Raw genomic sequence first — 23,020 nt, forward strand, 5'->3', positions numbered from 1 at the left:
GTATTGCCAAGCGGTTTTTTTATACCTTACACTTTAAAACCTCAATTGCAATGCCGTTTTCCAAGTTACCCATGAAGCTTTTGCTCATTGAAGATGAGCCTAACGTGATATCCCTGATCCAGCGCAGCCTTACCGCCAACGGCCATGAGATCACAATCGCCATGGACGGGCAATCGGGGCTGCAAATGGCGTTACAGCACCAGTTCGACGTGATTATTCTAGATCTGATGATCCCGATCATTAACGGCATGGAGGTCTGCCGCCGTGCGCGCCAGGCACAGGTTACCACGCCGATCCTGATGCTGACTGCGCTTGGTACGACTGAAAACATCGTATCGGGCCTCGACGCGGGAGCAGACGACTACATGACCAAGCCTTTCAAATTAGCTGAACTGGAAGCGCGGCTTCGGACGCTTATTCGCCGCGGTAAGGAACCGGAAAAGGAGAAAAACGACAAAATATTAACGTTGGGCGACCTCGTGCTCGACAAAGTAACGAAGACGGTTAAACGCGGAGGGCAGCCGATCGAACTGACAGCCACGGAATTCCGCCTTCTGGAATACCTCCTTTCAAATACCAACCGTGTACTGAATAGAATGGAAATCCTGGAAAATGTGTGGGATATCAATTTCAATCTGGGGACGAATGTCGTGGATGTGTATATCAATTATCTCCGGAAAAAAATAGATAAAAATCATGATATTAAGCTGATACACACTGTGTTTGGGATGGGATATGTGATTCGTCAGTCGTATGAAGATTCAAAATAAGATCGCACTGATTTTTACCGCATTATCTGCTGGTATTATCCTGGCGTTGAGCGTATTTGTCTATTTTTTTGCTTCTGAAAATATTGCTACAAGCTTTTTCCACCGTCTCGAAGTGCGGTCGGATATCGTGGGGCATGCGGCTTTGCAGGATAACAAATCTCTCTCATCCATCTATTACGATATCAAGGAGCGGCATCTGGGTAGTCTGCCGTACGAAAAACACCGCATCTTGCCTGGGCAGCCCGACGAAGCGACCAAAAAACGGCTTGCATTGCCGTCGTCGTTTTATGAACCTGCTCAACACGATATTCCGGTCAGGTTTTTCAACCACGACACTTCTTATGTGGTGCTTCGTGTTGCGCGGGATAATCGGGATATAATGGTGGTGTCGTCGGCGCTCGACACTTACGGCATGCAGGAAATGAATAACCTGAAAAACCTGCTGCTGATCGGTTTTTTCATTGCGATGGTTTTTGTGTTCACATTCGGGAAGCTGTTTTCCAACGAAATCTTCAAGCCGATCCGCCGCATTATCCGCAATGTGAAGGGTATTAATGCCCATAACTTGCATCAACGGCTCGTGGTGGAGCCTACCGACGACGATGTGGAGGCGCTTTCGAGGACTTTCAACGATATGCTCGACAGGCTGGAAGTAACTTTTGAAATGCAGAACAACTTCGTCAGCAACGCGTCCCACGAGTTCCGGACGCCGTTGACAGTCGTGAGCGGGGAGGCCGAGCTGGGTATGTCAATGCCGGGCCTGCCCGATGCGGCAAAGGAATCGTTTTTGAATATTTATAAAGAAGTCGAAAAGCTCGAACACCTGACCAACAGCATGCTCAGTCTCGCTCAAACCGGTTTTGACGGAAAGAAAGAGCAATGGGAAGAGGTGCGGATCGACGAACTGATCCTTTCGGTGAAAGAAGCTGCCGATCGCATTATCCCGGAAAACCAGGTGTCCATTGATTTCGATAACTTGCCCGACGATGAGCGAAAGCTTACTGTGAACGGAAACCTGGCATTACTGAAAGCTGCTTTTTCCAATATTGTGCTCAACAGCTGCAAATATTCCGACAATAAGCCGGTGACGATTAAGATCAGCGCTGACGCTAAATATGTGATCGTCGAGATCACCGATCAGGGCATTGGTATTCCCGACCGAGAGATAGGGCAGATATTCGTACCGTTTTTCAGGGCCTCCAACACGGCCCGGTACAAAGGTTACGGGATTGGTTTGCCGCTGACCCACAATATCATACGGATGCACCAGGGTAAGGCCGACGTACAGAGCAGGGTGGGAGAAGGGACACGCTTCACCACCTACCTGCCTTTCAAGTACTTTTGAGTGTTCTTATCTCATTTTAATATTCTTACTTCATTCTAATAAGTCTCTCACTATATTATAATGCAGCTCTTAAACAGGGCTAATGTCTCCGCTGTAACATTGCATTGTTGATTGATTATCAACGCATTGTTAACTTAACAGACGGCATTTATATGAGAACAGTGGTGATACCAACGGACTTTACAAATGAAGGCATTCAAATCGCTGAAGCCATTGTGAGAGATATCCGCGACGAGGTGCGAGTAGTCTTCACGCACCTTTTCCACGTGGCCGACGACATCCAGGACCTGCTCTTTTCCACATACCGCGAAAAAGAATATGAACTCGTTCCGGAGGAGTTCTGGCAGGAGTGCAGAATACTCAAAGATACCTATCCGGAATTGACCAGTATTAAGATCGATTTCTTCTACGGTAACAAGCTCGCGCTCCTGAAAAATTTTCTTGAATACCACGAAACCGATTACATCGCTTATTCCGGGCAATATGGCATTCCCAAGCTGACCCGGAGCAGTCTGGACGCACTGCCGGTGCTGAAAAAGACGGGCTACACGATGATCAACGCCGATATGGTGCGGGCTACGTCGCTCGCCGACAGCTACCGGTAAGGTACTCTTGTTTTGACTATTGAGATTGTGAAAAAGGTAAATATCAGTGAATTATGCTTCTCAAAAAGAATATTCCCATAGGCTATATTTTTGGTAAAATCAAATACGAAATCCTGTTCGTGACGATCTACGGTATTGCGATCGAGATCATTTACCAGAATTTCCATATTACTAATATTTCGATCCCGATGACGGTGCACAGTGTGCTCGGGACGATTATTTCGCTGCTGCTTGCATTTCGCTCCAACCAGGCTTATGACCGCTGGTGGGAGGCCCGGATCGTATGGGGAGCTATCGTGAACGACTCCCGTACGTTTGCGCGCCAGATACTGTCATTAATGGAGGACCCGTTGGATCCGGATAGGATCGATGGTTTCAAAAAACGGATGATCAAACGCCAGATCGCCTGGTGTTATGCTTTGGGCAAGGGGCTTCGGCGCGACGACCCGATGCCGATGATCAGCAAGTTTGTGTCGGAGGAAGAATTGGAATACCTCAAAGACTTCGATAACAAGCACGTCGGGCTCGTGCAGTTGCACGCACGTGATTTGAATAATGCATTGAAACAAGGCTGGTTGAATCCGTATCAACAAGTAGAGCTCGATCAGACGCTTACGCGCTTGTGCGACCATATGGGTAAGTCGGAGCGGATCAAGAACACGGTGTTTCCGTCGACTTACAGCCTTTACATTCATTTGGCATTACACTTCTTCATCCTTCTGTTGCCGTTCGGGCTCGTGCAGCTGTTCGGTTTCCTCATGGTACCGGTTCTGGTAGTGATTACCGCGTGTTTCTTCCTGATCGAAAAAATGGCGATCCATTTGCAGGATCCGTTCGAGAACAAGCCGACCGATACGCCTGTGCTGTCTATCTCGCGGAATATCGAGCGTGATTTGAAGCAGATGATGCGGGACAAGCACGTGCCGCAGGCATTCCAGCCCGAGAAGTTCTATATTTTGTAAGGATGGTGCGAAGCTCAGGCTTCGCACCCACTATTCGCAGGCCTCCGGCCGGTCAGCACCGAAAAGCGATCGTCAAACGGTATCAAACGGCCGCGGTATCGACCGGCCGGAGGCCTGCGAATGGTATGCACGAAGCAGGAGCTTCGTGCCAGCGGCGCCGAGGCGCCGCTGCTATTTTTGTTTCATGCCATTGTGAATGTCGACAAGGATGTGATGATCATCGCGCACCCAGTTGCCGCTCTGGTATTTCTTGTGTTTGGCTGTAAAGAGATAATCCTCAAACATATCATAGGCCTTGTGCGCCTCTTCGACCGAGTAGAATGAGCCCAGCCAGGTAGCCGGGATTTTGTCTTTTTTTACTATTCCGACTCCCACATTATAAAGCTTCACAATGCCCTGGGAAAACTCCATGGAAATATAATCCTGCTCGCGGACCTGCGCGCTGCTGAGGATCGATGCCGTATGGGCCAGATAGTTGAGCAGTCTGGCGCGGATTTGACCGTCACTTTCCGATTTCGCGGGTTTGACACGCCACCAGTTGTTTTTTTCAAAATAAGGATCATCCTGGAAGCGCAGCAGCTTGTGACCGTATTCGATCAGCGAAACGCTTTCGTTGGGCGAATATTCGAAGTTGATCAATCGCATTCCATTGCCGGTGTAGGAAAAGAATACGCCTATTTCCTCCGTCTTACGGTTAAAGGTAAGGAAAATGGTGTGGGCAGTCGTATCAAAATCCCATCTCCCGGCGGTGTATTCGCCTGCCGTCCCCACTCTGGTGAAAGTACTGTCTGGGAAGAACGAGATCAACATACTGTGTTTATCACCCGCCTCGAATTGTCTCAACGGTTGCCCGTCGGGCTGAACGATTCCACGCTCGGTGATACTCACGCCGGAAATGCGCCAGGTGCCGAGCATGTTTGCGGGTTTGGGTTTAATGCGATCTTCCATTGTCTCCCGCGGCCGCAGTGTCGAACGTTTCGAACTGGTGCGGTAAATGATCCCGTGATTATGCATCATGGTGATCGTAATGAAGAGGATGAAGAGTTTCAAGGATGTCATGGCGCGGCTGTTGATGGGTGTTGTGTTACCCTCAAGTTAGGCATTTTCTTTGAATCAAATTGAAGTAAACAAGCAGGAACATGAAATATTGAGTAATTCCGGGGGGCTTTTTACTTATGTCGGCATATCGGGATGGTCATACTGCATCCGTATTTAATCCTAAACCCAGGACTTCTGCTCATGAACTTGCTCAGGTTGCTACCGCTGTTATTTGCTTTTGTATTATTTGCATTTGAAGATGATTTTAACCGGCCCGCAATGGAATATGTGGCGCCTCATTCTGCCGACACGCCACTGCGTGCTGTACAGGATGCCAAGGGCGAAACAATCAGTATTTTCAGGGGCAACGACACCAAACCAATATTAACACAGAATGCAAAACCCGATTTTCGGCCTTACCTGCACCCACTCGTTGCTCCCGACGGCAAAGGCGCTCTAACTGAGTATAGTCCGGGGCACCATAAGCATCAGACAGGCATTTACTGGGGTTACACCCGCGTGAATGGCCGTGACTACTTCCACCACCCAAGCGATGGTTATTGGAAAAAAGTATCGGCCGGCGTAATCAAGGCAAAAGGTACGGAAGTGAAATGGCAAACCGTCTACGACCTGCTCGATTCCACCGGCACAGCCGTGTTGACCGAGACACAAAACTGGTCGATGCGGGTGAAAGACGGGAAGTATCTTCTGGACCTGGAATGGAGCGGCGAGGCCAAAACCGACGTAACGATCGGCAAATATGACTACGGCGGCCTTTTTGTGCGTATGCCGTGGAAAGAGGGCATCAAAGGTGCGGTGATGAATGCGGCCCGCCAAAAGAACGAAAAAGCAGAAGGACAGGCCGCCATGTGGGTGGATATCGGTATGCAGGTAGAAGGCCGTAGTGATTTGGCGCACATTGCGATTCTGGACCATCCATCCAACAAAGGCTATCCGAACACCTGGCGTGTGGACGGGCAGCTGGGCGCAGGACCTGCACGCGCGCGTAAAGGTGATTGGCATATTAAAAAAGGAGAAACCGAGACCATCAAGCATGAACTGGTCGTTTACACGGGTGATTTTAAGGATGTTGAACTGAATAAAACTTTCGGCGAGTTCATCGGTAATACGGGGCAGTATAATACCACGGCCCTATGGGCATTGGCCCAGAAAGAGGGAAGGGAGGCCAAATTTCTAAGCGCGCAGGAAGCGGTGGCGGCTATGACGGTCAAGGACGGTTATCAGGTCAATGCATTTGCTTCCGAGCCGATGATGACCCAGCCGATGGCATTCTGCTGGGACGACCGCGGCCGGATGTGGATTGCCGAGAACAAAGACTACGAATCGCGCGGCAAAGGCTTTTCCAACGCCGGTACCAGCCGCATTCTGATCCTGGAAGACACTGATCACGATGGCGTGGCCGATAGCAGGAAGGTATTTATGGAAGGCATTGCGTTTCCGGCTGCACTGGCGGTCGGTTTTGGCGGGGTGTTCGTCGGAGCGCCGCCCAACCTGCTTTTTGTACCCGATAAAAACGGAGACGACAAGGCAGATGTGGATGATATCGAAGTCCGCCTGACCGGCTGGGGTATTCGTGATCGCCACGAAACGCTCAATAGCTTCCATTGGGGGCCGGATGGCTGGCTTTACGGTTTGCAAGGCTTCGCAACACCTTCCAAAGTGGGCAAGCCGGTTGGAAAAGGTAAATTGTACCGGCATAACGATGCCTTTCCCGAGAATATCGAGGTGGAGGACGGTGTCGATATCAATGGCGGCGTGTGGCGGTACCATCCTACGAAGCGTAAATTTGAAGTGGTGGCTCACGGTTTCAGCAATCCCTGGGGCATTGACTATGATGCAAAAGGCCAGCTGTTTATCACCGCCTGTGTGATCCCGCATTTGTGGCATGTGGTGCCGGGCGGCATTTACCACCGGCAGGGCGGGCAGCATTTCAATCCTTATGTGTACAACGATATCAAGACTATCGCCGATCATAGCCACCGGTCGGCGCATGGCGGGGCGCGTATTTACCTTTCCGATGCATTCCCGTCTTCGGAGCGCGGCAAGATATTCATGGCTAACATCCACGAACACGGTATTCTTTCAGATCAACTCGTGCCCAAAGGTTCGGGCTTTTCGGGCAAGCATAGCGACGATTTCCTGATGGCCAACAATGCGCAATGGGTCGGTTTCAGCATGGAAATAGGGCCCGAGGGAGGCATGTACATCCTCGACTGGCATGACGCCGACATTTGCGGTTCGGATGTGCTCAACTCCGAAACCGGACGGATTTACAGGGTTATGCCCAAAAACTCCCTCGCCGAAAACTGGAAAGGGCGCTACGACGATCTCAACAAACTTTCAGATGCAGAGCTCGCCGCATTGCAAACAAGCAAAAGTGAGTGGCATGCCCGCCGCGCCCGCGTGATTTTGCAAAGTCGGGCCGCGACAGGCAAGATTTCGCAAGATGCGGTGGCAAAACTGAATGCATTATATCAATCCAAAGACAACGCCGACAACCGCCTTCGTGCCATGTGGGCGTTGAAAGTGACTGATAACCTGAGTAGTGCAGTATTGAAACAGGCGCTGTCTGATGCGGATGCCCACGTGCGGGCCTAGGCGATCCAGTTCTTGTGCGAAGATGCGCAACCGGGAACGGACGTTACCGGCCAGTTTGCGCAAATGGCGGTAAGTGATCCGTCGCCTGTGGTGAGGCTCTACCTGGCCTCGGCCCTGCAACGACTGGATTCTAATGCAAAATGGGCTATTGCCAAAGGCTTGCTTACGCACGCAGAGGATGCGCAGGACCATAATCTCCCGAAGATGGTCTGGTTTGGGATCGAGCCGTTGGTAAAGGACAATGCCGCCAAAGCGTTGGAACTGGCCGCGGGGAGTAAGGTTCCGATGGTAACCCAGTTTATAGCCAGGAGATTGGTAGATGCAGACCAAATCAATACGCTGGTGGCAACCGCCGGTAAATCGACGTCGAACAGGGTGGATATCCTGACGGGTATGCGGGACGGTCTCGAGGGCCGGACCGACATTAAAACGCCTGAAAACTGGAACGCCGTTTACGCCAAATTGAAGCAGGCAGACAAACCCACTGCCCGGCTTGCCGCAGACCTCGGCCGTCATTTTGGCGACACCGAATCTGCGAAAACTGCCTTAGCGACATTAAAAAATAAATCCGCCGCATTGGCAGAGCGCAAAAAGGCCCTCCAATCCCTCGCCGCGCGCCAGCGCCCCGAGCTCGCAGCTGAACTTCCCGCACTGTTGAACGACAATGCATTGCGTCTCGACGCGATCCGTGCGGTGGCCGGATACGATAGCGAGCCATTGGCCAGGCAGCTTATCGAGGCCTATCCGAAATTCAATACGCAGGAAAAATCAGAAGCCGTACAGACGCTTGCCTCCCGCCCGAAATCAGGCTGGCTCCTTACGCAGGCCATTTCGAAGAATGTAATTCCTAAAAAGGACGTACCGATCTACGTCGCCCGCCAGCTCCGGCGAGTGGTCGGAAGCGGTTTTGTGGAAGTATGGGGGCCTATCGACCACGTCGCATTCGATGAAAAGACCTATAAAAAATATCGTACGCTTCTTACCGACAAGGCAGTAGCCGAAGCCAGCAAAACCCAGGGCCGCCTGGTATTTCAACGCACCTGTGCTCCTTGCCACAAACTTTATGGCGAAGGCGGCATCATCGGTCCGGAGCTCACGGGCTCCAATCGGGCCAACCTCGACTACCTCCTGGGTAATATCCTCGACCCCAGTGGCGAAATTCAGGACGACTACAAAATGGTCGTCATCACCACGCGCGACGGGCGTACGTACGTAGGCAACGTCGCCAAAGAAACCGACCGGCAGCTTACGTTGCGCATAGTCGGGCAAGACGCTGTTTTGATCAACAAATCCGACATTCAAACCCGCGAGGTAACGCCATCATCGATGATGCCGACCGGGCTGCTGGATAACCTTTCCGATAAAGAGGTGACCGAGTTGATCGCGTATTTGCGAAGTACGGCGCAAGTGCCATGGAGCAAGAGCAATGGAGGAAAGTAGGGTGGACGTAGGCATCAATAGAAATTATTCAAGGTAACAATGGCGCGAAGCTCTGGCTTCGTGCCGCCTATTCGCAGGCTTCCGGCCGGTCAGAAATGCGATGGCGAATTTTTGTTAGCCTATAACGCTTTTGTTACGGTGCGCTGCACCTTTGCATTGTCGTGATTTGCATTCGGTCTACAAGTCTTGCGGTGCGCTGCACCTTTTTCATGATTTGCATTCGGTTTGCAAATTTTGCGGTCTATTCCTCATCCTCAACACCTTCAAAATAATTCAGCACCGTCATCAGCGGTAACGTGGTTTTATCCGCTGCGTTCGACATCTGGATCACCGCCCGGTCGATGGAGTTGGGATCAAAGCCCGAGAAATAGCCTTCAATGACTTCGCCCGGCCGGAGTTGGTAGGAGATTGCTTTATTGAGGTATTTCGAAGCGCGTTTTTGCAGGCCGGTTAGTTGTGGGGCGGACATGTTGATATCAGTTTGCATGGTCAATGAATGCGGGCATTCATGCTAGCAAAGGTATCAAAGGCGAAAAAAGTTTCAGCGCGGGTGATTCGCGCGTTCGTTACGTGCAGCCATTTCCACCGACTGCGTAATGCGTTTTTCGCGTGTTTCAGGCCTTTTTGCATTCAATATCCATTCCAGGATCAGCCTTTTGGAAGAAGGGGCGAATCTGGCGAAGTTTTCGAATGCCTTCTGATTAGCGTCGAAAGCCTGCTGCAAGTCGTCGGGGATCACCGCATTGCCAGCGGTTTCGAGGGCGTCCCAGGCACCCGTTTCCTTTGCAAGGTCGATCATCGCCTGGCCTTCGGGACGCATCAGGCCCGCATTGGTCATCCGGGCGGCGCGTTCTTTGTTCACGATGCTCCACTTGCTTTTCGGGTTACGTTTCGTGAATGTGAGATAGAAGCTTTCCGCGTCGCGCTTGATGGCCTTGCTGTCAATCCAGCCGTAGCACAATGCGTGCTCGATGGAATCTTTATAGCCGATACTGGGGGTGGGGCTGTCTTTATGGTAAATAATCAGAAATACAGCGTCCTTTTTTGTGCCATTTTTTGCCAGCCAGGCGCGCCATTCTTCGCTACCTGGCGCGGTGATGGCCTCAATTCCGTTTTTAGTTTCCATTTGCAATTGACAGATAATGCTTATTGTACATCACGCCTAGAATGTTGCCGAACGGATCGACTACGGAAGCCGTCACAAATCCTTCGCCTCGCGTAATAACCGGCTGATAAGTAGTGGCCCCCAAATCCAGCAATCTGTTATAAGCTCCTTCTACATCATCGACATGCCAGTAAATGATCGCTCCGCCAGGCGTCCCTGCGGCAGGCGTCCCTGCGGCATTAGGAGGTGCCCATTTGGCATCGATAATGCCCATTTCATGTTCGTAATCGCCCACACGAAACTCGATATAACCTGGCTTTTCGAAGTAAGGCTGGATTTCAAATACTTCTGAATACCATTTTTTCGCGGCATCGAGGTCGGCTGCGTAGAAATTGACAGTTGCGAATCCTCTGAGTGACGTTGTTGTGGCCATGTCTGGTTTTGGGTTTTGGTTTGAAGTTGATGCAAAGCTAAGTAACCATTGTGACAGCCCTGTGTCAGCAGGTTTTCAGTTGTCTCAAAAAACTTGCGGTTACCTCAACCGTTTGAAAATTGGATTTTTAAGTGGATTATAGATGGAAGTAGGCGTATGAAAATGGATTGTAACGATAGGAGGCCCCGCCGGGGCCTTTTGTCATGTGTTGATACGGGTTTCTACAAACAGGGGATGCCTCCGGCATCAGGCGTCCATGCTTACCGGCAGAGTCGATAATGCAAAGACCGCCGCAGAGCGGCTTCCTGTTTATAGCAAGAAATACATCGACCGCATTGCGCGACCCCGACGGGGTCTCCTGCTCCAATGCCAAAATTCCCCCGCTCTTCAGTTTCTTCCTTTTTAATGAGCTGAATTTCAATAGTACAAAACCAGTATTTTATTGTAACGCGCCCGCTTTTGGTTTAAATTCATAACTCAACCAAAAACCAGAACTATGCGCGCGTTTCAGAAACTGATTTTTGTTATTGTATTGTGCGTCAGTGCGGTGGCGGCGTTTGCGGCCGACCAGCCCGAGACTTTGAAAATAGGGGCCCAGGCTCCGGATTTTAACCTACTAGGCGTCGACGGCAAGCGATATTCACTCAAAAGCTTTGCAGGTGCGGATATTCTGGCAATCGTGTTTACCTGCAACCATTGTCCAACCGCCCAGGCATATGAGGAACGCATCAAGAAACTTACTTCCGATTATAAGGCAAAAAAGGTTGCGGTAATAGCCATTTCCTCCAATGACCCGAAGGCGATCCTGCTTGACGAGTTGGGCTACACCGACCTGAGCGACTCCTTTGACGAAATGAAGCTCCGGGCGAAGGATATGGCTTACAATTTCCCTTATCTCTACGACGGCGACGACCAGAAGACCGCATTGGCATACGGTCCCGTCGCTACACCGCATATTTTCATTTTCGACAAGGCCAGGAAATTGCAGTACAACGGCCGGATCGACGACGTGGAGAAGCCTACGGGCACGCCCAAAAACCTGGACGCGAAAAATGCCATTGAGGCATTGCTGGCCGGAAAACCGGTGCCTGTACCTACTACCAAGACGTTCGGCTGCTCGATGAAATGGGCGTCCAAGGAGGATAACGTGAAGAAAGAGCAAATGGCCTGGGCGAAAGAGCCGGTGACGCTGGAAACCATCGACGAAGCAGGTTTGAAAGAGCTGATCCAGAACAAATCGGACAAACTGCGACTCATTAATGTGTGGGCAACCTGGTGTGGGCCGTGTGTGACCGAGTTCCCGGATTTTATGGCCATGCACCATATGTACCGCCGCCGGGATTTCGAATTTATCTCGATCAGCGCGGATAACCCCGATAAAAAAGACAAGGCGCTGAAATTCCTGCAAGGCAAGTTTGCTTCCAACAAAAATTATATTTTCAATATCGAGGACAAATACAAGCTCATCGAAGCGGTAGATTCGAAATGGCAGGGCGCTTTACCGTATACCATACTTGTAGAACCAGGCGGCAAGATCGTCTATTCGCAGCAAGGGCCGATCGACCCCGCGAAAATGAAGAAGCTGATCGTGGAGAACAAGTATGTCGGACGGTACTACTAAACCATATTTAAACAACCAACCTGACTTTATGGAAGACCTGGACATTTCAAGACGCCGTTTTCTTGGCACGTCGGCCCTCGCGGCGGCGGGTTTCGTAATGGCGCGTACGCCTATTTTCGGCGCGCCAGCTTACATTAAAAAGCTCGGCAAACCCAATTCGCTGTTCAACGGCGTGCAGGTAGGGGCCATTACCTATTCGTGGCGGAGCCTGCCTGGCAGCGCCGAGGATATTTTGAAATACTGTATTGAAACCAATATCAGCGCTATTGAGCTGATGGGCCCTACTGGCGAGTCGTTCGCAGGAGCGCCGGAAGCCCCGCCGCGCCCGAACCTGGCACCCGGCCCTGATGGCAAACGGCCTGAAATGACGGACGAGCAAAAAGCCATCCAAAAGGAGTATGCGACCAAAATGGCCGAATGGCGTGCAAAGGTCTCCATGGATAAGTTCGTACAGCTTCGCAAAATGTATAACAACGCGGGCGTGAGCATTTACGGTTTCAAACCCAATGCATTGAATGCGACCAGCACCGATGCCGAAGTGGATTACGCGTTCCGTGCGGCGAAAGCCCTGGGTGCTAACCAGGCGAATGTAGAGCTGCCGAACGATCCCGCGCAGACGAAACGTCTTGGTGACATTGCCGCTAAAAACAAGGTCTATTGCGGCTACCATGGCCACACCCAGCAAACCCCGACCTGGTGGGACACTGCTTTGAGCCAGTCGAAATACAATGCGATGAACTTCGATATGGGGCATTATGTGGCTGCGGGCTATGATCCGTTCCCGTTGCTCGAAGCGAAGCACGATCACATTGTGAGTATGCATGTTAAGGACCGCAAAAACAAAGAACACGGCGGTGCCAACGTGGTGTGGGGCCAGGGCGACACGCCGATCGTCGCAGTTCTCGAAATGATGCGTGCGAAAAAATACAAGTTTCCTGCGACGATCGAGCTCGAATATGAGATTCCGGCGGGTTCGGATGCATTGAAGGAAACCGCTAAATGCGTTGAATTCGCGCGCAAAGCGCTGGGTGCATAAGTTAATTTTGAAAACGGGTCGTGGGCAATGCGCTTCGCGACCTGTTTTGTTTTCAGGAGGCACGATAGTTGCGGCGGAACTCTGCCGGCGTCAGCCCGGTGTTTTTTTTGAAAAACAAGTTGAAATTGGGTTGCTCGGCAAAACCGACACTATAACCGATATCCTGTAATGCCCAGTCGGTCTGTATGAGCAACACCTTTGTTTCTTCCAACAACCGGTTGCGTATGTGCGTGCTTACGTTCTGTCCTGTGTGCTTTTTCAAAAGGGCATTCAGATGGTTGGGATGAATGCTCAGACTTTCGGCAAATTCTTTGGCTGTCTTAATGCGAATGGGTGTCTCGATGTTGATATGCGCCGTTTCATTTTCCAGAAGATCGAAAAAGCGGTGAATATGACCATATTCTTCGGAGACGTTGTCTGGTTCGGGGTAGTGGGCGATTCGCGCGCTTTCCACCATGAGCAATTGTAAATAAGCGCCCATTGCTTCTTCGTTGAACGCATCGCCTAATAGCTCCTCCTCCTGCATACGCGCGAAGAAGCGCGTGAGCACAGCCACATCCGCGCCAGCGAGGCGGATCACGCTTTTAGCTTTCTCCGAAAACAGCCCGAACTTATCGATTGTCGCTTTCAGCTGAGGATGGTTCTGGATAAATGACTTTTTAAAAAGACTATAATATCCTGCCGACAGATTATTCTCCCGTTCGGATGAGAGGTTTTTCCAGGAAATAATGTCGTTGGGATGGATGAACAGGATTGTGGGCTCATCAATATAATAGGTATTCAGACCCATCGTAAAAATGCCCGCACCACCGGTGACCAGCAGTATTTTATAAAAATCCCGCCGGTTTGGCGAGAGGTAATTGCGGCATTCGTGCTGCTCGCGGTTGAAAGTGCGGATTGTCCATTCTTCAAAACTATCGCGCATGACAGGGATGAGTTCGGGTAAGTCGCGGAGCAGATCGATTGTTTTCGCATCGAGTGTTTTATCGGGCATAGGTTCGGAGAAGAATGACTTTTTAGGAAAAGGGAAATGCCTTGCAGCAGCAAAGCATTTCCATAACGCCGGTTGTGGTTAAACGAGTTCTCTTTGTGCGGCCACATCGTCGTGGTCTGTTCCGGTGATGACGTCGTGCCATGCTGCGATCTCCTTCTCGAATGCGGCCGTTTTGGCGCGGAAGCGTTCAAGCGTGTCGGTACCTAATGGCAAATGAACCGGAGGGTTCTCGGCGTTACCGAGCCTGATCAGCGCCTGCGCAAGTTTTTTGGGATCTCCCGGCTGTTTTTTATTCACTTCCGTCGCGAAAGTCCGCATAGCTCCAACGGTATCGTCATAATCGGCAATCACGTTGGAGGTGCGGGTGAGGGACGAGTAATCGAGGAAATCGGTACGGAAAAATCCGGGTGCTACCACTGTTGCGTGAATGCCCAGCGGGGCCAGTTCCAAAGCGAGCGCTTCGGTAATGCCCTCGATGGCGAATTTGGTCGAGCCATAAATGCCCCAGCCAACATAACCGCTCAGTCCGCCGACGGATGAAACATTGATCACATGACCGGAACGTCGCTTGCGCATCAAAGGCAGCACTGCCCGGGTTACATTCAGCGTACCAAACACATTCGCTTCGTAGTTATTCCTTACTTCCTGCGCCGTTGCTTCCTCCACCGCGCTGAGCAAGCCGTAACCTGCATTATTGAGAAGGATATCTATCTTGCCAAAACGCTCGATAGCTGCCAGAGCCGCTCTTTTGGCTTGTTCTTCCTGGGTAATGTCCAGGGTTACTACCAGCAAATCCGGATTATTATCAAACTGTGCGGCCAGTTCGCTCGCTTTGCTTCTAACGGTGGCCACCACCTGGTCGCCGGCTGCAAGTACTGCCTTTGTAATTTCCAGTCCAAAACCTCTCGATGCTCCGGTGATGAACCATGTTTTAGGAGTTTTCATTTTGCTTGTCATTTTTGTTCGTGATTGATGATACAAATATGACAGGACAGCTCCGGAGGGCGCTTTGCAGTTGCAAAGGGGTAATTATGAATTTCAAAGATCGGGAATTCAGCAACTCAGAAACGGATTGATGATCGTCAGGCAATCTTCGACTACAAGTTCGTGCTGCATATCTTCTGAATACAAAATTCTGCAACCGGCTTCTAGCGCGCTCGACACAATAATCGCATCGAAGAGTTGGAAATCGTATTTATGCGTGAGATATATGGCTTCGGCCACGGTATTTTCGGTGATTTGGGCTAACTGGCAGTGCGTCATCAGGTGATACCACAATTCACAAATATCATGCTTGGTGTAGCTCAATTTTCTTTTGCATACATTACCCACTTCCACCAATACCTGGGCATTGACATACGGAATATTTGCGATCAACGCTTCGGCTGTATCGTGTTTTTCCTGATGATTATCTATAAGGTAAATGATGATATTGGAATCCAGAAAAGCGTTACTCAAAGTCATTTGCTTCGTTGCGATCAAATTTGAATTTCGAAAGATCTCTGCGAGGAAACTTTGAGTAGGTGTTTTTAATGAGCTCCAACCGTTCGGTTGGATTCAATTTTTCAATATCTTTTTTCTTTTCGACCATCGCGGTAACCTTTACATTCTTCCCAATAAAATCAGCAGGAAGCTCGATCGTCACCGAAGTAGTCTCAGGAGTGATGTTTTTCGTGAACATGATAGTGTGATTTTGTTTAACAAATCTAGAAATTTTCTATTAAAAATTTTTTCGTACGAAATTTTTCCTACCTTTGAAAAGTTGAATGAAAAATCAAAGGATGGAACCTACAAAATCAGAATTGGAAATACTGCAAGTGCTTTGGGAATACGGGCCCTCAACGGTACGGTTTGTAAATGACAAACTCAATGAAGAGAAACGGGCGGTGCAGTATTCTTCTACTTTGAAGCTGATGCAGATCATGGCCGAAAAGGGTATCGTGATCCGCGACGAGAGCAGTATGAAGCATATTTACAGTCCCGCCGAGCCGGAGGACAAAACGAAATCTGCATTGCTGGAGCGTTTCGTGGACTCCATGTACCGAGGATCGGCTTCAAGCCTGGTTATGCAGCTTTTCGGTAACAAGAATACCTCTGCCGAGGAACTCAGTGAAATAAAAGATTTCCTGAAAAAACTGGATCAGTAATCACCAACCATTTCAATCCGTTAGCCATGAATTGGAATATCATTGATCAGCCGACTGCCCACGAGTGGGTCCGTGCGCTTTGCCTGACACTAATGCATTCGCTGTGGCAGGCGCTCATTGCCGCGATCGTAGCCGGCGGCATTCTGCTTTGCACACGTAAGAGCAAGCCTGCATTGCGGTACAATATGCTGTCGCTGGTGATGCTGCTTTTCGTTGTGGCAACCGCTGCGACGTTTGTCTTTACATTGAAAAATACGGGCATTGAAACGGCGTCGGTGGTAGCTCAGTCAATGCCCTGGAGAACGGATACCGTGTTTTCAGACGACGCCAATGTCGTTACCATTGTAGCGGCAACAGTAGTGACGGAGAACGGCTGGGTACAGGATGCTGTCAACTTTTTTTCTTCGAACGCAAAACTGATCGTAACTGTCTGGTTCCTGATTTTTGCGTTGAAATCGATACTGGCCGCGAGCGGCTTGTTGTACCTGAGAAAGGTCGCGCAGCAGGTTTCAACACCGGAAATGAAATGGATCGTGCGGTTTTATGAGCTGGCCGAAAGGATGGGGATCGGACAGGAAGTGGAGCTGCGCGAGTCGGTGCAGGTAGCGGTACCGATGGTTATTGGTTTTTTGAAACCAGTGGTGCTTGTACCGCTGGGTATGCTGGCTAACTTACCGGCTGCGCAGGTAGAAGCTATTTTGCTGCACGAACTGGCGCACATCCGCCGCCGCGATTACCTGATCAACCTTGTGCAGATATTCTGTGAAAACGTCTTTTTCTTTAATCCGGCTGTCTGGTGGATTTCCAGGTTGATCCGGGAGGAACGTGAACATTGCTGCGATGATCTGGCGATCGGCGTCATGCAGAACAAGACATCGTTCATTCATGCGCTTGTCTCGTTCCAGGAATATAACCAGTCGCGGCCGGCCTTTGAAATGGCTTTTTCCAAAAAACGCAATCATTTGCTGGACAGGATCAAACGTATTATCAATAACAATAATAAATCACTAAATGCCATGGAAAAACTGTTTGTAACATTCAGCCTGGCGGCGGCGATTGCGCTGTCGGCTGCCACTGCGCCGAAGAAACCGGCACCAGCCCGGAAAGCACCTTTCGTGAGAGAAGTCCGGCCTAATGGGAAGGAGCTTTTGCCAGGGAAGATCAAGATTCTGCCCTCGCCTGAAGCGCAAAATCCCTTCATTGAGAAACCGGATACACTGCCGAAAAAGAAACGGCGGTCGGAAGGAACGGAAATACATGCCGCAAATGTGTATACGCCGCAGCAGGGAATCAGTACGTATAATGTTACACGTAACAATAAACAGTACGAGATCGTAAAGCGTAACGACAAGATTATCTCGCTCTTTGTAGACGATCAGGAAATCGCAGCGAGCGACTACGCGAAGTACCAGCCGGAGATCGACAAGATCATGGCAGAGGTGAAAGCACAGCATGAGCTTGCTGAAAAACAGCGGGAAGAGGCACAGGAAATGCGTAAGATCGCCGAAGGGCAACGTCGGGTAGCCGAGAAGCAACGCGAAGAGGCACATGTAATGCGCCTGGAAGCGGAGAAGCAACGGGAATATGCCAACCAGATGCGTCTGGATGCTAAGAAGCAGCGCGACTACGCAGACCAAATGCGGTTGAATACCAATGCGAATCGCGATGAAGCGGCAAAAATGCGACTGGAAGCTGAAAAGCAGCGCGAAGCTGCCGAAGATATGCGCAAACAGGCCGACCTGATGCGCCGTGAAGCTGAGAAGCAACGCGAACACGCTGCCGAACAACGCGTGCAAGCCGAAGGACAACGCAAACAAGCCGAGGAAATGCGGCGTGAGGCTGAAAAACAGCGCGAAGTTTATTTGAAACGGCAAGAAGCGGTGATTGAAGAACTGACGGGTGCGGGGTTGGTGAAGGATAAGGACGATCTGTCTTTCAAGCTCAGCGACGAGGAGTTGATCGTCAACGGTGAAAAGCAACCCGCAGAACTGCATCAGAAACTGAAAGCCAAATACTTGAACGACGGCGGCGACAAGAAATCGACTATGTATTACAACTATAACGGTAGATCCGGTTATTCGACCAGAGCGCGTTAGACCAGCGTCGGGTATTATCAGTATAACCGTTGCCGGGATGTGTTTAGTAGGAAGTTACCACGAATAACTTTCGAACGGCATGCATCGCAGGACATTTGTTAAAAATACCTCCATTGCAGTAGCCGGGGCCGCATTCGCGCCCGGTTTTGCTGTGTCAGGCCCGGCTTCGGCGGGTCAGGTCACCCTGGGCGAAGCCGCCTTCGGCCAGTTCGCGCAGAATAAGCTGCCCAAATGGAAAGGCTTTAACCTGCTCGATTTCTTTGCGCCCGATCCGGCAAAAGGCCGTAAGGCAACTACCGAAGAGCAGTTCAAATGGATGGCCGACTGGGGTTTCGACTTTGTGCGTATCCCGATGGCTTACCCGGCCTACCTGAAATTCGATCGGAGTCGCAGCATTACGCCGGAAGAAGTTTACCAGATCGACGAGCAAGCCGTGGAGCGCATCGATAAGCTCGTGGCCGCCGCGCACAAGCATAATATACATGTAAGCCTGAACCTGCACCGTGCACCGGGGTACTGTATTAACGCGGGTTTTAATGAACCCTACAATCTCTGGACCGACCAGAAAGCACTCGACGCATTCTGTTTTCACTGGAATATGTGGGCCAAAAGGTACAAGAATACGTCCCGGAAACGCATTAGCTTTGACTTGCTTAATGAGCCGAGCATGCGCGCCGATATGAACGACCAGCATTCCAAACGGTCGTCGGTGCCTGGTGATGTTTACCGGAAAGTGGCTATCGCGGCGTCAGAAGCAATTAGAAAGGAAAACCCGGGGCATTTGATCATTGCTGACGGGAACGATGTAGGCACGTCGGTAATCCCCGAGCTGGCCGATCTCGACATCGCTCAGAGCTGCCGCGGGTACCATCCTGGCATTATCTCGCACTACAAAGCGCCGTGGGCCATGAAAGACCCCGACAACGCGCCGGAACCCAGATGGCCGGGGCAGGTAGGAGATCAATATCTGAGCCGTGCAATGCTCGAAAAGTTCTATAAGCCTTGGATAGAACTCGTCGGCAAGGGCGTGGGTGTACACTGTGGAGAATGCGGCTGCTGGAACAAAACACCGCATAACGTTTTCCTGGCCTGGTTCAACGACGTGCTCGATGTCCTTTCGTCGAATGGTATCGGTTTCTCGCTTTGGGAATTCGCCGGAGATTTCGGCGTGCTCGATTCACGGCGCGAGGATGTGGCTTACGAAGACTGGCACGGGCATAAGCTGGACCGTAAGTTGCTGACGTTGTTGATGAAGTACTAGAAGGGAGAGGGGAGTTTATTGGATTGAGCAGCTATAAGTGTTATATTTGAAAAAATGACACACATGAAAACGGTAAAAATAGAACTTTCCGACTCCGACGTCAACTTCATTCATTCGCTTCAACGGGAAGAGAATGGATTCACCAAAGAGGCAATTGAAGAGAAAATTGCCCGTGAGCGTCGCCATCCCCTTGAAGAAATATTGAAAGAGGGTTACCAAGCCACGCGGGAAGAGGATCTTTCCATTACAAATGATTTTCAACACGCGGATTTTGAAAATTTGTAATGCAAAAGGGAGATATCTTCTGGGCTAAACTCGATCCTGTGGTAGGTAGCGAGACAGCCAAAACGCGTCCCGTTCTCATTGTTTCGAATGATGTTAATAATCAGTATGGTGCCACCGTTACGGTGCTGCCGGTGACTTCAAGTACTGCTAAAATTTATCCGTTCGAAGTTTTGCTGGATGTAAATGAAGGTGGCTTACGTAATGAGTCAAAGGTAAAGGCGAACCAGATTCGGACTATTGACAAAACCAGGTTAGGTAATAGGATAGGCCAGTTAAACAGTGCGAAAATGAAGGCTGTTGAACTGGCCATATTGATCCATCTGGATATTTTATAGCTGCCTATTTATTTAGTTCTGCCAGCAATCCTGGAATATTCAAACTCTTCGTATACATTTCAATCGAGCCGTCGGGCAGGTATTCCCACTGGTCCTGAGGCCGGTCCCAGTAGAGCTCCACGCCGTTGCCGTCGGGGTCGTTCAGGTATAATGCTTCCGAAACGCCGTGGTCGCTGGCGCCGGTAAGCGGATAGTTGGCTTTCAAAAGACGGTTCAATGCAATGGCCAGGTCTTTCCGGGTAGGGTAAAGAATCGCGGTGTGGAACAAGCCGACGCCGTGGGTCGACGCGGGCGGTGCGCCCTTGCTGTACCAGGTATTCAGGCCGATGTGATGGTGATAACCGCCAGCGGAAATGAAAACTGCCTGCGTACCATAGCGGGTGGTTATTTCGAAGCCGAGTAAGCCGCAATAGAAGTCGATGGCACGGTCGAGGTCGGCAACTTTGAGATGGACGTGACCGATTTTTGTCTGGGCAGGAATAATATAATGATCTGGTTCCATAGGAGGTTGAATGCGATATGTAAGCAATCAATTTACATTCATTTGCGGTAAAAAATTCCGGAAAACCACTTTACAGTTAAATCAGTTAACCATTCAGCACATATTTAATGAATCGCCGAGAAGCACTATCCTCGATCGCTGCCGTGAGCGCAGCGGGCATCGTTCCCGCCGAAGCTGCGAAAACCAAAGCCCAACCATTTATCTATTCCCTTAATATGAGTACGCTGCGCGGCCAGAAGCTCGGGTTTCGCAAGGAGCTGGAAGTAGCGGCGAAAGCAGGTTACGGTTCTGTCGAGATATGGATCAGCACATTGCAGGAGTATCTCAAAGGCGGCGGTACGTTGCAGGAAGCCAAACGTATGATCGGTGACCTCGGATTGAAAGTGGAGGACGCGATCGGTTTTGCGACCTGGATCGTGGACGACGAAACAGCACGTGCCAAAGCATTGGACCAGCTGAAAGGAGAAATGGAGCAACTTGCTGCCATTGGCTGCCCGCGCGTAGCGGCCCCACCCATGGGTGCTACCACCGGCGCTTCGCTCGATCTTGCACGCGTAGCGGAGCGTTACCGTACTATCCTTGAATTAGGTGACAAGACCGGCGTTGTGCCGCACCTGGAACTATGGGGCTTTTCTAAAAACCTCAGCCGGGTAGGAGAGATATTATATGTAGCGGTCGAATCGGGGCATCCCTCGGCGCGGTTGCTCATGGATGTTTACCATTTGCACAAAGGTGGCTCCGGAATGGATGCCATTAAGGATGTAGGCAAGCCGTTGATAGAGATCTTCCACGTAAACGATTACCCCAAAACACCGCCGCGCGAGCAGATCACAGACGCGGACCGCGTGTATGTAGGCGATGGTATTGCACCTTGGAAAAATGTGATTCAAAGCCTTAAAGATCCGGACAAGCCTGTCATTCTGTCTTTTGAAGTGTTCAATAAGGACTACTGGGCCCAGGATGCATTGGAGGTAGCCAAAACGAGCCTTACGAAGATGAAGAAGATTGTCGAAACGGCAGTATAGAAAGCATGGGCCGGCATTTGCCGGCCTTTTTATGAGGCTAGCTTCTGTCCGAGCTGGTGATAGTCAAAGTATTTTTTGAGTAAAAGGTTGATGAACCTTTTCAGGTAAATTTCATTCAAAAACACATTCGACCAGTTGTCGTAGCGCTGCGACTGTATACCCAGGTAGAAGAAATACAGGCAGATTCCCAGCATCGGGATCAGCCGTTTTTCTTCATCACTCACCGGTGTAACCGACTCGTAGCCTTTCATGAATTGCGCCGTTTTCAGTTCACGTTCAGCATCGTCCTTTTCCGTGGAATGAATTTGGAGCATATAATAGGCCATATCCAGGCAGAGCCAGCCATTTCCGCAAAAGTCGAAATCGAAGAAGGTAATGTCGCCATTGGTCGTAACATTCATATTGTCGAACCACAGGTCGAGATGGACGGCCCCTTTTCGTACCTGGGATTGATCCGCGTTCTGTAATTCATCGATCAGGTATCCCTGTACCGTCTTCATGTACTGCATTTCCTCAGTGTCGGCAGGCAGAAACCTGCTCAATCGTGCAAGCGAGTCGATCAGCAGCTCTTTTGCGGTGTAGGTTACGCGCTGTAAAGGGAAGTCTTTGGTCAGCAAATGCATTTCGGCCATGAGTTTTCCCACACGATAATGCGTTTCCGGATCGAAATTGAGCACCTTTTCGCCTTCGGCAAAGGAGAACATCACACCGAAACGTTCACCTTCCGGTGCCTGGAAGGTATGTATGAATGATTTGGAGAGATCGGCGACCGGATAGGAAACGGCCACGCCATTTTGGTGCAAATGCTCCAGCAGGCGCAGTTCCTCCGAAATTTCCGTCAACGTCCTCCATTGAAAACTGTAAACACGAAAAATGTGGCGTCTGCCGGGCGTTAGGATCAGGTAGGTGTCGCTGATCCCGGTTTTCAATATCCGGCATTCGACCTGTTGCTCAGGAAAATAATGCCTTTGAATAAAATGACCCAGATGAACGGGCGAAAGGTTGGAATTCGAGACGGGGAAGAGGTTCATGGCGTAAGGCGATTGGGGCGGCAAAATTATGGATATATTTGCCCTGAACGTGACGCACTTTAAACAAAAATTTATGGCAGAGATCAAATTCAAGCTCGATAGCCGCCGCCGGGGAGCTTTTTACGCAGAGGAGGATGGCAAGCAGGTGGGGGAAATGGTGATAGGATTAAGTGAAACCACATTGACCGTGTACCATACCGAGGTGGACCCGGCGATGGAAGGCCGCGGGCTGGCGCGCAAGATGCTCGACGCCATGGTGGCTTACGCCCGTGAACACGGGTTGCAGGTGCTGCCCCTATGCGAGTACGTGCACGGACAGTTCCGCCGCCATCCCGAAGAATTTGCAGATATCTGGCAAAAGCGATAACCC

Annotated in this window: 25 protein-coding genes; 15 read left to right on the plus strand and 10 right to left on the minus strand. The window is 50.4% G+C overall.

The window, feature by feature from the left end; genetic code table 11:
* Positions 1-71: 71 nt before the first annotated feature.
* From ACQ4MZ_RS14925 to ACQ4MZ_RS14940, 4 genes are all read left to right on the plus strand, one after another.
* Complete coding sequence (locus tag ACQ4MZ_RS14925; RefSeq protein WP_430846412.1) at positions 72-770, plus strand: response regulator transcription factor; 699 nt, start codon at positions 72-74, stop codon at positions 768-770.
* Positions 754-2,115 carry an ATP-binding protein gene (locus ACQ4MZ_RS14930; protein WP_430845872.1) on the plus strand — a complete coding sequence of 454 codons (1,362 nt, stop codon included), beginning with the start codon at positions 754-756 and terminating at the stop codon, positions 2,113-2,115. The genes ACQ4MZ_RS14925 and ACQ4MZ_RS14930 overlap by 17 nt, the downstream gene beginning before the upstream one ends.
* A 152-nt stretch (positions 2,116-2,267) precedes the next feature.
* Positions 2,268-2,720: a hypothetical protein gene (locus tag ACQ4MZ_RS14935; RefSeq protein ID WP_430845873.1), complete on the plus strand. Its 453-nt coding sequence runs from the start codon at positions 2,268-2,270 to the stop codon at positions 2,718-2,720.
* A 53-nt stretch (positions 2,721-2,773) separates the two neighbouring features.
* Complete coding sequence (locus ACQ4MZ_RS14940; RefSeq protein ID WP_430845874.1) at positions 2,774-3,682, plus strand: bestrophin family protein; 909 nt, start codon at positions 2,774-2,776, stop codon at positions 3,680-3,682.
* 171 nt (positions 3,683-3,853) lie between these two features.
* Here ACQ4MZ_RS14940 and ACQ4MZ_RS14945 read toward each other — a convergent pair whose 3' ends face one another.
* A complete protein-coding gene (locus ACQ4MZ_RS14945; protein ID WP_430845875.1) occupies positions 3,854-4,741 on the minus strand; it encodes a hypothetical protein in 888 nt (295 codons plus the stop codon).
* A 180-nt stretch (positions 4,742-4,921) separates the two neighbouring features.
* Between ACQ4MZ_RS14945 and ACQ4MZ_RS14950 the strand changes: the two genes are divergently transcribed.
* Together ACQ4MZ_RS14950 and ACQ4MZ_RS14955 are read left to right on the plus strand one after the other, a co-directional pair.
* A complete protein-coding gene (locus ACQ4MZ_RS14950) occupies positions 4,922-7,339 on the plus strand; it encodes a PVC-type heme-binding CxxCH protein (protein ID WP_430845876.1) in 2,418 nt (805 codons plus the stop codon).
* Positions 7,340-7,351: 12 nt separating this feature from the next.
* Positions 7,352-8,779, plus strand: coding sequence for a c-type cytochrome (locus ACQ4MZ_RS14955; RefSeq protein ID WP_430845877.1), 1,428 nt, complete (start codon positions 7,352-7,354; stop codon positions 8,777-8,779).
* Between the two features lie 241 nt (positions 8,780-9,020).
* On the opposite strand, the gene ACQ4MZ_RS14960 is transcribed toward ACQ4MZ_RS14955, so the two are convergent.
* The 3 genes from ACQ4MZ_RS14960 to ACQ4MZ_RS14970 form a co-directional block, all read right to left on the minus strand.
* Positions 9,021-9,248: a hypothetical protein gene (locus ACQ4MZ_RS14960; protein WP_223404352.1), complete on the minus strand. Its 228-nt coding sequence runs from the start codon at positions 9,246-9,248 to the stop codon at positions 9,021-9,023.
* Between the two features lie 72 nt (positions 9,249-9,320).
* The gene (locus ACQ4MZ_RS14965) at positions 9,321-9,905 is read right to left on the minus strand and encodes a YdeI/OmpD-associated family protein (protein WP_430845878.1); all 585 of its coding nucleotides are present in this window, start codon (positions 9,903-9,905) and stop codon (positions 9,321-9,323) included.
* Positions 9,895-10,317: a VOC family protein gene (locus tag ACQ4MZ_RS14970; RefSeq protein ID WP_430845879.1), complete on the minus strand. Its 423-nt coding sequence runs from the start codon at positions 10,315-10,317 to the stop codon at positions 9,895-9,897. The genes ACQ4MZ_RS14965 and ACQ4MZ_RS14970 overlap by 11 nt, the downstream gene beginning before the upstream one ends.
* Positions 10,318-10,813: 496 nt before the next feature.
* Between ACQ4MZ_RS14970 and ACQ4MZ_RS14975 the strand changes: the two genes are divergently transcribed.
* The gene (locus tag ACQ4MZ_RS14975) at positions 10,814-11,938 is read left to right on the plus strand and encodes a redoxin domain-containing protein (RefSeq protein WP_430845880.1); all 1,125 of its coding nucleotides are present in this window, start codon (positions 10,814-10,816) and stop codon (positions 11,936-11,938) included.
* A gap of 28 nt (positions 11,939-11,966) precedes the next feature.
* The gene (locus ACQ4MZ_RS14980) at positions 11,967-12,974 is read left to right on the plus strand and encodes a sugar phosphate isomerase/epimerase family protein (protein ID WP_430845881.1); all 1,008 of its coding nucleotides are present in this window, start codon (positions 11,967-11,969) and stop codon (positions 12,972-12,974) included.
* Between the two features lie 52 nt (positions 12,975-13,026).
* Here ACQ4MZ_RS14980 and ACQ4MZ_RS14985 read toward each other — a convergent pair whose 3' ends face one another.
* The 4 genes from ACQ4MZ_RS14985 to ACQ4MZ_RS15000 form a co-directional block, all read right to left on the minus strand.
* The gene (locus ACQ4MZ_RS14985) at positions 13,027-13,968 is read right to left on the minus strand and encodes an AraC family transcriptional regulator (protein ID WP_430845882.1); all 942 of its coding nucleotides are present in this window, start codon (positions 13,966-13,968) and stop codon (positions 13,027-13,029) included.
* Positions 13,969-14,046: 78 nt separating this feature from the next.
* Positions 14,047-14,913 carry an oxidoreductase gene (locus tag ACQ4MZ_RS14990; RefSeq protein ID WP_430845883.1) on the minus strand — a complete coding sequence of 289 codons (867 nt, stop codon included), beginning with the start codon at positions 14,911-14,913 and terminating at the stop codon, positions 14,047-14,049.
* A gap of 108 nt (positions 14,914-15,021) precedes the next feature.
* Positions 15,022-15,432, minus strand: a complete 411-nt coding sequence (locus ACQ4MZ_RS14995) for a PIN domain-containing protein (protein ID WP_430845884.1) — start codon at positions 15,430-15,432, stop codon at positions 15,022-15,024.
* Entirely contained in the window at positions 15,419-15,649 is a 231-nt protein-coding gene (locus tag ACQ4MZ_RS15000) for a hypothetical protein (protein WP_430845885.1), read from the minus strand. The genes ACQ4MZ_RS14995 and ACQ4MZ_RS15000 overlap by 14 nt, the downstream gene beginning before the upstream one ends.
* A gap of 100 nt (positions 15,650-15,749) precedes the next feature.
* On the opposite strand from ACQ4MZ_RS15000, the gene ACQ4MZ_RS15005 reads away from it, so the two are divergent.
* The 5 genes from ACQ4MZ_RS15005 to ACQ4MZ_RS15025 all read left to right on the plus strand — a co-directional run bounded on the left by ACQ4MZ_RS15005 (position 15,750) and on the right by ACQ4MZ_RS15025 (position 20,092).
* Entirely contained in the window at positions 15,750-16,115 is a 366-nt protein-coding gene (locus ACQ4MZ_RS15005; protein ID WP_291202201.1) for a BlaI/MecI/CopY family transcriptional regulator, read from the plus strand.
* A 26-nt stretch (positions 16,116-16,141) separates the two neighbouring features.
* Complete coding sequence (locus tag ACQ4MZ_RS15010; protein ID WP_430845886.1) at positions 16,142-18,211, plus strand: M56 family metallopeptidase; 2,070 nt, start codon at positions 16,142-16,144, stop codon at positions 18,209-18,211.
* A gap of 79 nt (positions 18,212-18,290) precedes the next feature.
* The gene (locus ACQ4MZ_RS15015; RefSeq protein ID WP_430845887.1) at positions 18,291-19,472 is read left to right on the plus strand and encodes a glycoside hydrolase family 5 protein; all 1,182 of its coding nucleotides are present in this window, start codon (positions 18,291-18,293) and stop codon (positions 19,470-19,472) included.
* 63 nt (positions 19,473-19,535) lie between these two features.
* On the plus strand, positions 19,536-19,757 hold the full coding sequence (locus tag ACQ4MZ_RS15020) for a hypothetical protein (protein WP_430845888.1): 222 nt from the start codon (positions 19,536-19,538) through the stop codon (positions 19,755-19,757).
* Complete coding sequence (locus ACQ4MZ_RS15025) at positions 19,757-20,092, plus strand: type II toxin-antitoxin system PemK/MazF family toxin (protein ID WP_430845889.1); 336 nt, start codon at positions 19,757-19,759, stop codon at positions 20,090-20,092. Before ACQ4MZ_RS15020 ends, ACQ4MZ_RS15025 begins: the two co-directional genes overlap by 1 nt.
* Before the next feature lie 4 nt (positions 20,093-20,096).
* Here ACQ4MZ_RS15025 and ACQ4MZ_RS15030 read toward each other — a convergent pair whose 3' ends face one another.
* Positions 20,097-20,594, minus strand: coding sequence for a VOC family protein (locus ACQ4MZ_RS15030; RefSeq protein WP_430845890.1), 498 nt, complete (start codon positions 20,592-20,594; stop codon positions 20,097-20,099).
* Between the two features lie 107 nt (positions 20,595-20,701).
* Between ACQ4MZ_RS15030 and ACQ4MZ_RS15035 the strand changes: the two genes are divergently transcribed.
* Positions 20,702-21,619 (plus strand): sugar phosphate isomerase/epimerase family protein, encoded by a 918-nt coding sequence (locus ACQ4MZ_RS15035; protein ID WP_430845891.1) that lies wholly within the window; start codon positions 20,702-20,704, stop codon positions 21,617-21,619.
* A gap of 29 nt (positions 21,620-21,648) precedes the next feature.
* On the opposite strand, the gene ACQ4MZ_RS15040 is transcribed toward ACQ4MZ_RS15035, so the two are convergent.
* Positions 21,649-22,650: a phosphotransferase gene (locus tag ACQ4MZ_RS15040; RefSeq protein WP_430845892.1), complete on the minus strand. Its 1,002-nt coding sequence runs from the start codon at positions 22,648-22,650 to the stop codon at positions 21,649-21,651.
* A 28-nt stretch (positions 22,651-22,678) separates the two neighbouring features.
* On the opposite strand from ACQ4MZ_RS15040, the gene ACQ4MZ_RS15045 reads away from it, so the two are divergent.
* Entirely contained in the window at positions 22,679-23,017 is a 339-nt protein-coding gene (locus tag ACQ4MZ_RS15045; protein ID WP_430845893.1) for a GNAT family N-acetyltransferase, read from the plus strand.
* The last annotated feature ends 3 nt before the right edge of the window (positions 23,018-23,020 follow it).

This window comes from Dyadobacter sp. BHUBP1 (assembly GCF_050587785.1).
Classification (GTDB): Bacteria; Bacteroidota; Bacteroidia; order Cytophagales; family Spirosomataceae; genus Dyadobacter.

What these genes read in the sequence shown, in the direction of transcription:
- ACQ4MZ_RS14925 (WP_430846412.1), top strand. Translation starts at nt 72, where the DNA reads ATGAAGCTTTTGCTCATTGAAGATGAGCCTAACGTGATATCCCTGATC.
- ACQ4MZ_RS14930 (WP_430845872.1), top strand. Translation starts at nt 754, where the DNA reads ATGAAGATTCAAAATAAGATCGCACTGATTTTTACCGCATTATCTGCT.
- ACQ4MZ_RS14935 (WP_430845873.1), top strand. Translation starts at nt 2,268, where the DNA reads ATGAGAACAGTGGTGATACCAACGGACTTTACAAATGAAGGCATTCAA.
- ACQ4MZ_RS14940 (WP_430845874.1), top strand. Translation starts at nt 2,774, where the DNA reads ATGCTTCTCAAAAAGAATATTCCCATAGGCTATATTTTTGGTAAAATC.
- ACQ4MZ_RS14945 (WP_430845875.1), bottom strand. Translation starts at nt 4,741, where the DNA reads ATGACATCCTTGAAACTCTTCATCCTCTTCATTACGATCACCATGATG.
- ACQ4MZ_RS14950 (WP_430845876.1), top strand. Translation starts at nt 4,922, where the DNA reads ATGAACTTGCTCAGGTTGCTACCGCTGTTATTTGCTTTTGTATTATTT.
- ACQ4MZ_RS14960 (WP_223404352.1), bottom strand. Translation starts at nt 9,248, where the DNA reads ATGTCCGCCCCACAACTAACCGGCCTGCAAAAACGCGCTTCGAAATAC.
- ACQ4MZ_RS14965 (WP_430845878.1), bottom strand. Translation starts at nt 9,905, where the DNA reads ATGGAAACTAAAAACGGAATTGAGGCCATCACCGCGCCAGGTAGCGAA.
- ACQ4MZ_RS14970 (WP_430845879.1), bottom strand. Translation starts at nt 10,317, where the DNA reads ATGGCCACAACAACGTCACTCAGAGGATTCGCAACTGTCAATTTCTAC.
- ACQ4MZ_RS14975 (WP_430845880.1), top strand. Translation starts at nt 10,814, where the DNA reads ATGCGCGCGTTTCAGAAACTGATTTTTGTTATTGTATTGTGCGTCAGT.
- ACQ4MZ_RS14980 (WP_430845881.1), top strand. Translation starts at nt 11,967, where the DNA reads ATGGAAGACCTGGACATTTCAAGACGCCGTTTTCTTGGCACGTCGGCC.
- ACQ4MZ_RS14985 (WP_430845882.1), bottom strand. Translation starts at nt 13,968, where the DNA reads ATGCCCGATAAAACACTCGATGCGAAAACAATCGATCTGCTCCGCGAC.
- ACQ4MZ_RS14990 (WP_430845883.1), bottom strand. Translation starts at nt 14,913, where the DNA reads ATGAAAACTCCTAAAACATGGTTCATCACCGGAGCATCGAGAGGTTTT.
- ACQ4MZ_RS14995 (WP_430845884.1), bottom strand. Translation starts at nt 15,432, where the DNA reads ATGACTTTGAGTAACGCTTTTCTGGATTCCAATATCATCATTTACCTT.
- ACQ4MZ_RS15000 (WP_430845885.1), bottom strand. Translation starts at nt 15,649, where the DNA reads ATGTTCACGAAAAACATCACTCCTGAGACTACTTCGGTGACGATCGAG.
- ACQ4MZ_RS15005 (WP_291202201.1), top strand. Translation starts at nt 15,750, where the DNA reads ATGGAACCTACAAAATCAGAATTGGAAATACTGCAAGTGCTTTGGGAA.
- ACQ4MZ_RS15010 (WP_430845886.1), top strand. Translation starts at nt 16,142, where the DNA reads ATGAATTGGAATATCATTGATCAGCCGACTGCCCACGAGTGGGTCCGT.
- ACQ4MZ_RS15015 (WP_430845887.1), top strand. Translation starts at nt 18,291, where the DNA reads ATGCATCGCAGGACATTTGTTAAAAATACCTCCATTGCAGTAGCCGGG.
- ACQ4MZ_RS15020 (WP_430845888.1), top strand. Translation starts at nt 19,536, where the DNA reads ATGAAAACGGTAAAAATAGAACTTTCCGACTCCGACGTCAACTTCATT.
- ACQ4MZ_RS15025 (WP_430845889.1), top strand. Translation starts at nt 19,757, where the DNA reads ATGCAAAAGGGAGATATCTTCTGGGCTAAACTCGATCCTGTGGTAGGT.
- ACQ4MZ_RS15030 (WP_430845890.1), bottom strand. Translation starts at nt 20,594, where the DNA reads ATGGAACCAGATCATTATATTATTCCTGCCCAGACAAAAATCGGTCAC.
- ACQ4MZ_RS15035 (WP_430845891.1), top strand. Translation starts at nt 20,702, where the DNA reads ATGAATCGCCGAGAAGCACTATCCTCGATCGCTGCCGTGAGCGCAGCG.
- ACQ4MZ_RS15040 (WP_430845892.1), bottom strand. Translation starts at nt 22,650, where the DNA reads ATGAACCTCTTCCCCGTCTCGAATTCCAACCTTTCGCCCGTTCATCTG.
- ACQ4MZ_RS15045 (WP_430845893.1), top strand. Translation starts at nt 22,679, where the DNA reads ATGGATATATTTGCCCTGAACGTGACGCACTTTAAACAAAAATTTATG.